The organism is Streptomyces sp. NPDC104381, from assembly GCF_055583745.1.
Genome location: NZ_JBVJNK010000001.1, coordinates 911,499 through 923,042 on the forward strand (window position 1 = coordinate 911,499; position 11,544 = coordinate 923,042).

The following is an 11,544-nucleotide window of genomic DNA, read 5'->3' on the forward strand; positions in this document are numbered from 1 at the left end:
CGTGCGCTTAGCGGGTGTGCGGGTGCTCAGGCCTGCTCGAAGCGGACGACGACGGACTTGCTGGCCGGGGTGTTGCTGGTGTCCGCGGTGGAGTCGAGGGGGACGAGCACGTTGGTCTCCGGGTAGTACGCGGCGGCGCAGCCCCGGGCGGTGGGGTAGTGCACGACGCGGAAGCCGGGGGCGCGGCGCTCGACGCCGTCCTTCCACTCGCTGACCAGGTCCGTGTAGGAGCCGTCGGCGAGGCCGAGGGCGTGGGCGTCGTCGGGGTTGACCATGACGATGCGGCGACCGCCCTTGATGCCGCGGTAGCGGTCGTCGAGGCCGTAGATCGTGGTGTTGTACTGGTCGTGCGAGCGCAGGGTCTGGAGCAGCAGCCGGCCCTCGGGAAGCTCCGGGTACTCGACGGGGGCGGCGGTGAAGTTCGCCTTGCCCGTGGTGGTGGGGAAGCGGCGCTCGTCGCGCGGGGCGTGGGGGAGGGTGAAGCCGCCGGGCCGGGACACGCGGGCGTTGAAGTCCTCGAAGCCGGGGACGACGCGGGCGATGCGGTCGCGGATGGTGCCGTAGTCCTTCTCGAAGTCCTCCCAGGGGGTGGTGGAGGAGGGGCCGAGGACGGCGCGGGCCAGGCGCGCGACGATCGCGGGCTCGGAGAGCAGGTGGGGGCTCGCGGGGGCGAGGTTGCCGCGCGAGGCGTGGACCATGCCCATGGAGTCCTCGACGGTGACGAACTGCTTCCCGCCCGCCTGGACGTCCTTGTCGGTACGGCCGAGGGTGGGCAGGATCAGGGCGCGGGTGCCCGTGACGGCGTGCGAGCGGTTGAGCTTGGTGGAGACGTGGACGGTGAGCCGGGCCCGGCGCATCGCGGCTTCGGTGACGGCGGTGTCGGGGGTGGCGCCGACGAAGTTGCCGCCCATGGCGAAGAAGACCTTGGCGTCGCCGTCGCGGAGTGCCTGGATGGCGCGTACGACGTCGTAGCCGTGATGCCGGGGCGAGGTGATGCCGAATTCCTGGTCGAGGGCGTCGAGGAAGGCGGGGGCCGGGCGTTCGAAGATGCCCATGGTGCGGTCGCCCTGGACGTTGGAGTGGCCGCGCACGGGGCAGACGCCGGCGCCGGGCCTGCCGATGTTGCCGCGCAGCAGGAGGAGGTTGACCACCTCCCGGATGGTGGGCACGGAGTGCTTGTGCTGGGTGAGGCCCATGGCCCAGCAGACGATGGTGCGCTCCGAGGCCAGGATCATGGCGAGCGCCTGCTCGATGGCTTCGCGGTCCAGGCCGGTGGCCGTGAGGGTGTCGTCCCAGTCGGCGTCGCGGGCGGCCTGGGCGAACGCCTCGTAGCCGTGGGTGTGTTCGGCGACGAACGCGGTGTCGACGGCGCCGGCCTCGATGATCATTTTGTTCAGCAGGCGGAAGAGCGCCTGGTCGCCGCCGATGCGGATCTGGAGGAAGAGGTCGGTGAGGGCGGCGCCCTTGAGCATGCCGAGGGGGGTCTGGGGGTTCTTGAACCGCTCCAGTCCGGCCTCGGGCAGCGGGTTCACCGAGATGATCTTCGCTCCGGCGGACTTGGCCTGTTCGAGGGCCGAGAGCATCCGGGGGTGGTTGGTGCCCGGGTTCTGGCCGGCGACGATGATCAGGTCCGCCTGGTGCAGGTCCTCGAGGCTGACGCTGCCCTTGCCGATCCCGATGGTCTCGGTGAGCGCGGAGCCGGACGACTCGTGGCACATGTTGGAGCAGTCCGGCAGGTTGTTCGTGCCGAACTCGCGGGCGAAGAGCTGGAGGAGGAACGCCGCCTCGTTGCTGGTGCGGCCCGAGGTGTAGAAGAGCGCCTCGTCGGGGGAGGAGAGCGCGGTCAGCTCCTCGGCGATGATCTCGAAGGCGCGCTCCCAGGACACGGCCTCGTACCGGTCGGCGCCCTCGGGCAGGTACACGGGTTGCGTGATGCGTCCCTGCTGGCCGAGCCAGTACCCGCTGCGGGTGCCCAGATCGGCGACGGGGTGGGCGGCGAAGAAGTCGGGGGTGACGCGGCGCAGGGTCGCCTCCTCGGCGACGGCCTTGGCGCCGTTCTCGCAGAACTCGGCGGTGTGGCGCTTGTCGCCCTCCGGCCAGGCGCAGCCGGGGCAGTCGAAGCCGTTCTTCTGATTGACCTTGAGGAGGGTCTGCGCGGTGCGCCGTACGCCCATCTGCTGCTGGGCGATGCGCAGGGTGTGGGCGACGGCGGGCAGCCCGGCTGCGGCGTGCTGGACCGGGTCGATCTGCGGCGCGTCCTGGACCGGGTCTCCGGTCGGGGGCTTCGTGGCCATGGTGCTCCCCTTCGAGCCTTCGGCCGCCTCCGGCGCGGCGCGGGCGCGGGTGCCGCGTCCGTGCGTGCCGTGGCGTCCTGTCACGTCTTCTTACGCCTTCACAGTCCTTCGATCCTGTCATGCACGCGTGCGGGGCTGTCCCGCGGGAAGCGGAGGAGGCCGGAAGACCGGTCCGGCGGCCGTGGTGAAGGCGGGCCGAGGCGATCCGGAGCGGTGGCCGGTCCGGATTGTCAGTGGTCCGTGGCAGGATCGGGGGCGTGGCTGAGACGGCATCGAAGAAGACGGCAGACAACCGACCGCGCCTGCTCCTGATGGACGGGCACTCCCTGGCGTACCGGGCGTTCTTCGCCCTGCCCGCGGAGAATTTCACGACGGCGACGGGGCAGCCGACGAATGCCGTGTACGGCTTCATGTCGATGCTGGCGAACACGCTGCGCGACGAGGCGCCCACCCATTTCGCGGTGGCGTTCGACGTGTCCCGCAAGACGTGGCGCGCCCAGGAGTTCCCCGAGTACAAGGCGAACCGCTCCAAGACCCCCGACGAGTTCAAGGGGCAGGTCGAGCTGATCGGCGAGCTGCTGGACGCGATGCACGCCGACAGGTTCGCGGTGGACGGCTTCGAGGCCGACGACGTCATCGCGACGCTGGCCACGCAGGCCGAGGCGGCGGGCTTCGAGGTGCTGATCGTCACGGGCGACCGGGACTCGTTCCAGCTGATCACGGACAACGTGACGGTGCTCTACCCGACGAAGGGCGTCTCGGAGCTGACGCGCTTCACCCCGGAGAAGGTCCAGGAGAAGTACGGCCTCACCCCGGGGCAGTATCCGGACTTCGCGGCGCTGCGCGGTGACCCGTCGGACAACCTTCCGGGTATCCCCGGTGTGGGGGAGAAGACGGCGGCGAAGTGGATCAACCAGTTCGGGTCGTTCGCGGAGCTGGTGGAGCGGGCCGAGGAGGTCAAGGGCAAGGCCGGCCAGAATTTCCGCGACCACCTGGACGCGGTCAAGATGAACCGCGTGCTGACCGAGATGGTCCGCGACGTGGAGCTGCCGAAGACCCCGGCCGAGCTGGAGCGCGCTCCGTACGACCGCACGGCGGTCACCGGCGTGCTGGACATCCTGGAGATCCGTAACCCGAGCCTGCGCGAGCGGCTCCTCGCCGTCGACCCCGGGGCGGAGGACGCCGGTCCGCCGGAGCCCCTCGCCGGGATCGAGCTGGACGGTGCGGTGCTGGGGGCGGGCGAGGTCGCCCCGTGGCTGGAGGCGCACGGCGGGCAGCCCCTCGGTGTGATGACCGTCGACACCTGGTCGCTGGGTTCGGGCACGGTCACGGAGCTCGCGCTCGCCGCCGCCGACGGGGCCGCCGCCTGGCTGGACCCGGCCGAGCTCGACGAGGCCGACGACCGCGTCCTCGCCGAGTGGCTCGCCGACCCGGCGCGGCCCAAGGTCCTGCACAACGCCAAGAACGCCTTGCGGGTCTTCCCCGAGCAGGGCTGGCGGCTGGACGGCATCACCATGGACACCGCGCTCGCCGCCTATCTCGTCAAGCCGGGCCGCCGCTCGTTCGCCCTGGACGCGCTGGCCGTGGAGTACCTCGGGCGTGAGCTGGCCCCGGCGCCCGCGTCCGACGGGCAGCTGGCCTTCGGCGCGGACGACCGCGCGGAGGCCGACGCGCTGATGGCGCAGGCCCGCGCGGTGCTGGACCTCGGGGACGCGTTCACGACGCGGCTGAAGGAGGTCGGCGCCACCGAGCTGCTGTACGACATGGAGCTGCCGACGTCGATCATGCTGGCCCGCCTGGAGCGGCACGGCATCGCCGCGGACCGGGCGCACCTGGAGTCCATGGAGCAGCAGTTCGCCGGTGCCGTGCAGCAGGCGGTGAAGGAGGCGCACGCCGCGGTGGGCCGCGAGTTCAACCTCGGCTCGCCCAAGCAGCTCCAGGAAGTCCTCTTCGGCGAGCTGGCCCTGCCGAAGACCAAGAAGACCAAGACGGGTTACACGACGGACGCGGACGCGCTGGCCTGGCTGGCCGCGCAGACCGAGCACGAGCTGCCGGTCATCATGCTGCGCCACCGCGAGCAGGCGAAGCTCCGGGTCACGGTCGAGGGCCTGATCAAGACGATCGGTGCGGACGGCCGGATCCACACCACGTTCAACCAGACGGTCGCGGCGACCGGACGGCTCTCCTCGACCGACCCCAACCTGCAGAACATCCCCGTGCGTACGGACGAGGGGCGGGCCATCCGCCGGGGCTTCGTCGTCGGCGAGGGCTTCGAGACGCTGATGACGGCCGACTACAGCCAGATCGAGCTGCGGGTCATGGCCCATCTCTCCGAGGACGCCGGTCTGATCGAGGCGTTCACCTCCGGGGAGGACCTGCACACGACGGTCGCCTCGCAGGTCTTCGGCGTCGAGAAGTCGGCGGTCGACGCGGAGATGCGCCGCAAGATCAAGGCCATGTCGTACGGGCTGGCCTACGGGCTCTCCGCGTTCGGCCTCTCCCAGCAGCTGAACATCGAGGCCGGTGAGGCGCGCGGGCTGATGGACACCTACTTCCTGCGGTTCGGCGGGGTGCGCGACTATCTGCACCGGGTCGTCGAGGAGGCCAGGGCCACCGGGTACACCGAGACGATCCTCGGCCGCCGCCGCTACCTCCCCGACCTGAACAGCGACAACCGCCAGCGCCGCGAGGCCGCCGAGCGGATGGCGCTGAACGCCCCGATCCAGGGGACGGCCGCCGACATCGTGAAGGTCGCGATGCTGCACGTGGACCGGGCGTTGACGGAGGCGAAGCTGACCTCGCGGATGCTGCTCCAGGTCCACGACGAAATCGTGCTGGAGATCGCGAAGGGCGAGCGCGAGCAGGTCGAGGAGATCCTGCGCCGCGAGATGTCCACGGCGGTCGAGCTCCGTGCGCCGCTGGACGTCTCCGTCGGTGTCGGCAAGGACTGGGAGACGGCCGCGCACTAGCTGTTCTGTCTACGAGACCTCGGCGGTCCCGGAGGTCTCAGCCGGCGTCCTGGCCGGCCGGGCTGTTCCGCGCGGTGTCCGCGCGGGGCGCGTCCGGCGGCCGGGGCGTGGAGGGCGGCCTGCGCAGGAGCCGCACCCACACCCCGTACAGCACCAGGCCGGCCGCCAGGCCCGCCCCGGCGCCGAAGCACGCGGTCGGGATGATGTCGAGAGGCGTGTCGACGTGCCCGGACGAGGCGTACCAGCGGGCACACCGGTGGACGACGCCCAGCAGGACGCAGAGCGCGAGGAGCGCCCCGGCCCCCCTGCGTTCGGCCCGGCTCAGCACCGGCACGGACGCCGGGGCGGGAGCGGGCCCGGTGCCCCGCAGGCCCGTGTACGTGAACCACACCAGGACCACCAGCGCCACGGCCGAGCTGCCGTACTGGACGATCTGGAACACCGGATGCCCCCCGACGCTCCGGTCGAGACCCGGCACCAGCTCGGTGCCCCAGCGGTCGTGATGCGTGAAGGCGTCCCACACGACATGGGTCGCCGAGCCGATGACGGCGGAGACGACGAACCACACCGCCTCGGGAAGCACCGGACGGCCGGGCTCCCGGCGCCGCCCCCGCACGAAGGCGTGCACGCGCCCCCGCACCGCCCCGGGCAGCAACGCGACGAGGGGCTCGCGCACCATCAGCCACAGTGCCACCAGGGCCCCGGTGAAGAGGACATCCACGGTGAACACTCCCCATACGCCGTGTGTCACCTCGCCGAACTCCATCGCCCCCGGCACGACCGTGTCGGCGTAGTAGGTGAGGTCGGGCGCGAACGATCCGGCGACCAGCGCGGAGGCGAGAAGAGGCCCACGGCCCGTGCCGGACCTGCGGATTCCCGGGAGAACGGCTGCGGCGTGGCTGAGCGTGAACGGCATGGCGGCAAGTATGCGTGAGCCCGTGTCACCCGCCCGTACCGTCCTGGTGACTTGACGGCGGGGAAGCTGAGAAACCGGTAAGAACCGGTCAGGGACCGGTGTTCGGGCGGCGGGAGTTGTCGTAGGGTCGCCTGAGTTCTCGCGCGGGGAGCGCGGACAGCCGTCGACGGGGAGGGACCGACACGTATGGCAGCACAATTCGGCCGCAGACTGCGCAGGGGAGCCACCACCACCGCGGTGGCCGCCGCCGCCGTGGCGGCCCTCTCCGCCTCCCAGGCCCCCGCGGCACCCCACCCCGACAGCGCCTCGGACGACCGCACGGCGGCCGGTGCGACGGAGCCGGGTGACAGCGCGGCCACGGGCAACTCGCCGTACCACACGGACCTTCCGCCGCTGGACACGCCCAACAAGCCCGGTACGTCCGTGAATCTGCCGGTGACCGGCAGCGCGGAAGCGGGCATACCCGCCTCGGTCCTGGCCGCGTACAAGAAGGCCGAGCAGGGCCTCGCGAGCACCGACGCGGCGTGCCGTCTGCCGTGGCAGCTCCTCGCCGCGATCGGCAAGGTCGAGTCCGGCCAGGCCCGCGGCGGCAAGGTCGACGCGAACGGCACCACCCTGTCCCCGATCCTCGGCCCGGCACTCAACGGCCAGGGCTTCGCGTTGATCAAGGACACCGACGGCGGTGCGTACGACGGGGACTCGACCCACGACCGCGCGGTCGGCCCCATGCAGTTCATCCCCTCCACCTGGGCCACCTGGGGCACCGACGGCAACGGCGACGGACGCAAGGACCCCAACAACATCTACGACGCGGCCCTGTCCGCCGGACGCTACCTCTGCGCGGGGACCCGCGACCTGTCGCTCGCCACGGACCTCGACAAGGCGGTGCTGAGCTACAACCACTCGACGGAGTACCTCCGCACGGTCCGCTCCTGGTTCGAGTACTACAAGCGCGGCACCCACGAGGTCCCGGACGGCACGGGCGTCCTCCCGGCGACGGACACGGGCACCGGGAGCGGCACGTCCTCCCCGTCGCCCACCCCGTCCGTGACCACGCCGCCGGCCACCTCGAAGCCGTCCACCCCGTCCACCCCGCCCGCCACCACCCCGCCGGCCACGACACCGCCGACGACCGAGCCGACCAAGCCGCCGACCACACCTCCGACGACGCCGCCCACCACCCCGGACCCGGCCGAGACCTTCGGCGGCCTCGAGAACGCGGGCACCGGCACCCTCACCGCCACGGCCGGCGAGGCGTTCACCGAGCGCGTCAAGGTCCGCGCCGAGAACAAGCTGGGGGCGCCGCTCGCCGGGGCCTCGGTCACCTTCGCCGTCGTCGGCGGCACGGACGCCCGCTTCACCGGCGGGAAGAGCACCGTCACCCTGACCACCGGAGCCGACGGCACCGTCACCGCCCCCGTCCTGACGGCCGGCGAGAAGACCGGCGCCTTCAAGGTGACGGCCGTCGCCGGCACCACCGAACCGCGCGTCCTCTCCTTCGCCGCGAGCGTCACCGCCCGCGTCGCGGACACCGTCGCCCGCACCGACGACAAGGCCCTGACGGCCGCCCCCGGCACCGAGTTCGCCGACCGGGTCGGGATCAGGACGACGTACAAGGGCACGGGGGTGGCGGACACCGCCGTCACCGCGACGATGATCACCGACGCGGAGAAGCCCGCCGAGAACGACAAGGGCCCGTACTTCAAGGACGCGGACGGCGAACCGGTCCGCACCCTGGAGCTGAAGACTGGCGCCGACGGGCTCCTGGAGCTCCCGAAGATCTACGCCGACGACACGGCCGGCACCTACACGCTGCGGCTCACCACCGCGAGCGGCGCCACGCTGACCGTCGAGCTGAAGGTCGAGGCACCCGCCGCCTGACCCGTACGGAACCGGCTGCCCGCACCGCGGTCCTCGTGACCCCGGTGCGGGCGGCCGGGCCCGTCACCGCACGTCCTGGTCCCGGCGCAGCCGCGCCGAGGTGAAGCGGGTCGCCTCCATCGTCGTGGGGTCCTCGGGCCACGGGTGCTTCGGATACCGCCCGCGCAGCTCCGCCCGCACGCCCTTGTAGCCCTCCCGCCAGAACGACGCCAGATCCGCCGTCACCGCCGCCGGGCGCCCGGCCGGCGACAGCAGGTGGACCAGTACGGGCACCCCCGCCACCCGGGGTGTCTCGCCCATCCCGAAGAGCTCCTGGAGCTTCACCGCGAGCACGGGCTGCTCGCCGCCGTAGTCGACCCGGATCCTGGATCCGCTCGGCACCTCGACGCGCTCCGGGGCGAGCTCGTCGAGCCGGGCCGCGTCGCCCGTCGCCCACGGCAGCAGCCGCCGCACCGCCTGGCCGGCATCGATCCGCGCCAGGTCCGAGCGGCGGCCCGCCCGGGAGAGCTCGGGTTCCAGCCACTCGTCGGCGCGGTCCAGCAGCGCGCCGTCCGACACGTCCGGCCACGGCGCGCCCAGCACCCGGTGCAGGAACGCCAGCCGCAGCCGCAGCTGCTCGCTGTCCCGGGTCCACCGCAGCAGCCCCGGCCCCTCGCGGCGCAGTCCCTCCAGCAGCGCCGCGCGCACCAGCTCCGGGGCCGGCCGGCGCAGTGCGCGCACCGACAGGTCGACGGCCCCGAGGCGTTCCACGGAGCGGGCGATCACGTCGCCGTCCGCCCACCGGACCTCCTCGCCGGAGAACCGCAGGTGCCCGGCGGCCAGCCGTGCCGTGCCCTCGTCCACGACCGCCGCCAGCCGCACCCGGGCGGACGCGGCGTGCGCCGGCCGGTCGGCGACCGCGACAGCGAGCCACGGCGCGCTGCGCAGCCGTGAGCCGTCCGCCAGCTCGGCGCCGGTGCCCGACACCATGAGGAACGCCCCCTCGCCCCTGCCCCGCGCCACCCGCTCCGGGAACGCGAGCGCCGCGACCAGCCCCACGGCGGCGTCCTCGGATCCGCCACCCGCGCCCTCCTCGCGCCCCAGGGACCGGGAGAGCCGCCGCACCTCCTGCCGCCAGCGCGCCGCGTAACCGTCCGCGCCGCGCCGTGCGGTACGCAGCGCGTGCGCCAGATCGTCGCCGTACTCCCGCGGCGGCTCCTCGCTCAGCAGCGCCACCACCTCCGCGGCGCGGCGCCCGCCCACCTCCTCCGCACCGTCCAGCAGGGCACGGGCCAGGCGGGGGTGCAGGCCCAGCCGGGACATCCGTACGCCCCGGTCCGTCGCGCGCCCCGCCGCGTCGACCGCGCCGACGGCCGTCAGCACCTCCCGGGCCGCACCCATCGCGCCCTCCGGCGGCGGATCCAGGAGCGCGAGCCCGGAGGCGTCCGGTTCGCCCCAGCACGCCGCCTGCAGCGCGAACGCCGCGAGGTCGGCCACCTTGATCTCGGGCGAGGGGAACGCCGCGAGACGCCCGTCCTCGGCCTGCTCCCAGCAGCGGTACACCGCACCGGGGGCCTCGCGCCCCGCACGGCCCGCGCGCTGGCGCCCGGCGGCCCGGGAGGCCCGCACGGTCGTCAGGGCGGCAAGACCGCGCGCATGGTCGGTACGCGGCTCCCTGGCGAGCCCCGAATCCACGACGACCCGCACCCCCGGCACCGTCAGCGACGACTCCGCCACGGACGTCGCCAGCACCACCCGGCGCCCGCCCGGGGATCCGGCCAGCACCGCGTCCTGGACGGCCGCCGGGGCGCGCCCGTGCACCTGGAGCACCTCCGCGTCCACCCCGGAGAGCTGCCCGGCCACCCGGGCGATCTCGCCGACCCCGGGCAGGAAGCACAGGACGTCACCGTCCCGCTCGGCGAGCGCCCGGCGCACCACCGAGGCGACATGCGTCAGCAGGGCCGGGTCGACGCGCATCCCGTGCGGCGGCCGGACGGGACGGGCGGGCGGCGCCCACACCACCTCGACCGGGTGGGACACCCCCTGCGCCTCGACCACCGGAGCATCGCCCAGCAGCCGCGCCCAGCCCGCGGCGTCCGTGGTCGCCGACGCCGCCACCAACCGCAGATCGGGCCTGATCGTCGCCCGTACGTCGAGGAGGAACGCCGCGGCGGTGTCCGCGTCCAGATGACGCTCGTGGCACTCGTCGATGATCACCACGTCGGCCCCGGCCAGCTCCTGGTCGCGCTGGAGCCGCTGGAGCAGCACCCCGGTGGTCACGACCTCCACCACCGTGTCCGGCCCCACCGCACGCTCCCCGCGCACCGTGAACCCGACCCGGCCGCCGGGCCGTTCGCCGAGCAGCCAGGCCATCCGCCGCGCCGCGGCCCGGGCCGCGATCCGGCGCGGCTCGGCGACCAGCACCCGGCGCACCGCGCCGCCGCCGGCCAGCCCGGCGAGCACCAGCGGCACGAGGGTCGTCTTGCCGGTCCCGGGCGGCGCGCAGAGCACCGCGGCCCCCCGCTCGGCGAGCGCCCGCTCCAGGGCGGGCAGCGCGGTGCGTACGGGCAACTGGTCCAGGGCGTCGGTACGGATCACGCCCCCAGTCTCGTACGGCCGGCGCCCCCGCCCCGCACCAGCCGGTGGTTCAGTCCCGCTCGCAGACGAAGATCGCCGTCCCGGGGATCAGGTTGCCGCGCAGCGGGGACCAGCCGCCCCACTCCTGGTCGTTCCAGGCGGGCCACTCCGGCTCCACGAGGTCGACCAGCCGGAAACCGCCCGCCACGACGTCCCGCACCCGGTCGCCCAGCGTCCTGTGGTGCTCCACGTACACCGCGTCGCCGGTCTCGTCCTGCTCCACGTACGGCACGCGGTCGAAGTAGGAGGCGGAGACGGAGAGGCCCTCGGGGCCCGGTTCGTCGGGGAACGCCCAGCGGATCGGGTGCGTCACCGAGAAGACCCAGCGGCCGCCGGGCCGCAGCACCCGGTGCACCTCGCGGAACACCTGGACGGGGTCGGCGACGAAGGGGACCGCGCCGTAGGCGGAACAGGCCAGGTCGAAGGAGCCGTCGCGGAAGGGGAGCCGTCCGGCGTCCGCCTCCACGAGGGGGACACCGCCGCCGATCCGCAGGGCGTGCTGGAGCTGGCGGTGGGAGAGGTCCAGGGCCACCGGGCGTGCGCCCCGGGAGGCGAGCCACCGCGAGCACTGGGCGGCGCCCGCACCGATCTCCAGGACGTCCAGACCCTTCAGGTCCGCCGCCGGGCCCAGCAGGGCGGCCTCGGCCTCGTCCAGTCCCTCCGGGCCCCAGACGAAGCGGTCGTCCCCGAGGAACGCTCCGTGGTCGCTCTGGTACTCGTCGGCGTTCCGGTCCCACCAGCCGCGGCTCGCCCGGCTGCTCTCGGCCTCACCGGCTTCCCGCCGGATCGCATCGGGTTCGGACTCGTAGGTCTCTTGGCTCATCGTGCCCGTCGTTGTAGTTTGCCTTCACCCGCCTCGCGCGGGTGC

The 11,544-nt window shown here is 73.5% G+C and carries 6 protein-coding genes; 2 read left to right on the top strand and 4 right to left on the bottom strand.

All coding sequences use genetic code 11. The features are described 5' to 3' along the window. Positions 1–26: 26 nt before the first annotated feature. Positions 27–2,294 (bottom strand): FdhF/YdeP family oxidoreductase, encoded by a 2,268-nt coding sequence (locus ACZ607_RS04090; RefSeq protein ID WP_469731456.1) that lies wholly within the window; start codon positions 2,292–2,294, stop codon positions 27–29. Positions 2,295–2,551: 257 nt separating this feature from the next. Here ACZ607_RS04090 and polA point away from each other — a divergent pair, with 257 nt between their 5' ends. Beyond that, entirely contained in the window at positions 2,552–5,263 is a 2,712-nt protein-coding gene (gene polA / locus ACZ607_RS04095; protein ID WP_469731458.1) for a DNA polymerase I, read from the top strand. A gap of 37 nt (positions 5,264–5,300) precedes the next feature. Here the strand turns inward: polA and ACZ607_RS04100 are convergent, their stop codons facing one another. After that, positions 5,301–6,179, bottom strand: a complete 879-nt coding sequence (locus tag ACZ607_RS04100; RefSeq protein WP_469731460.1) for a DUF4184 family protein — start codon at positions 6,177–6,179, stop codon at positions 5,301–5,303. A 186-nt stretch (positions 6,180–6,365) separates the two neighbouring features. Here ACZ607_RS04100 and ACZ607_RS04105 point away from each other — a divergent pair, with 186 nt between their 5' ends. Next, complete coding sequence (locus tag ACZ607_RS04105) at positions 6,366–8,060, top strand: lytic transglycosylase domain-containing protein (RefSeq protein WP_469731462.1); 1,695 nt, start codon at positions 6,366–6,368, stop codon at positions 8,058–8,060. Positions 8,061–8,123: 63 nt separating this feature from the next. Here the strand turns inward: ACZ607_RS04105 and hrpB are convergent, their stop codons facing one another. Both hrpB and ACZ607_RS04115 read right to left on the bottom strand, forming a co-directional pair. Beyond that, positions 8,124–10,637, bottom strand: a complete 2,514-nt coding sequence (gene hrpB / locus ACZ607_RS04110; RefSeq protein ID WP_469731464.1) for an ATP-dependent helicase HrpB — start codon at positions 10,635–10,637, stop codon at positions 8,124–8,126. 49 nt (positions 10,638–10,686) lie between these two features. Beyond that, positions 10,687–11,499 (bottom strand): class I SAM-dependent methyltransferase, encoded by an 813-nt coding sequence (locus tag ACZ607_RS04115; protein WP_469731466.1) that lies wholly within the window; start codon positions 11,497–11,499, stop codon positions 10,687–10,689. Positions 11,500–11,544 lie beyond the last annotated feature (45 nt).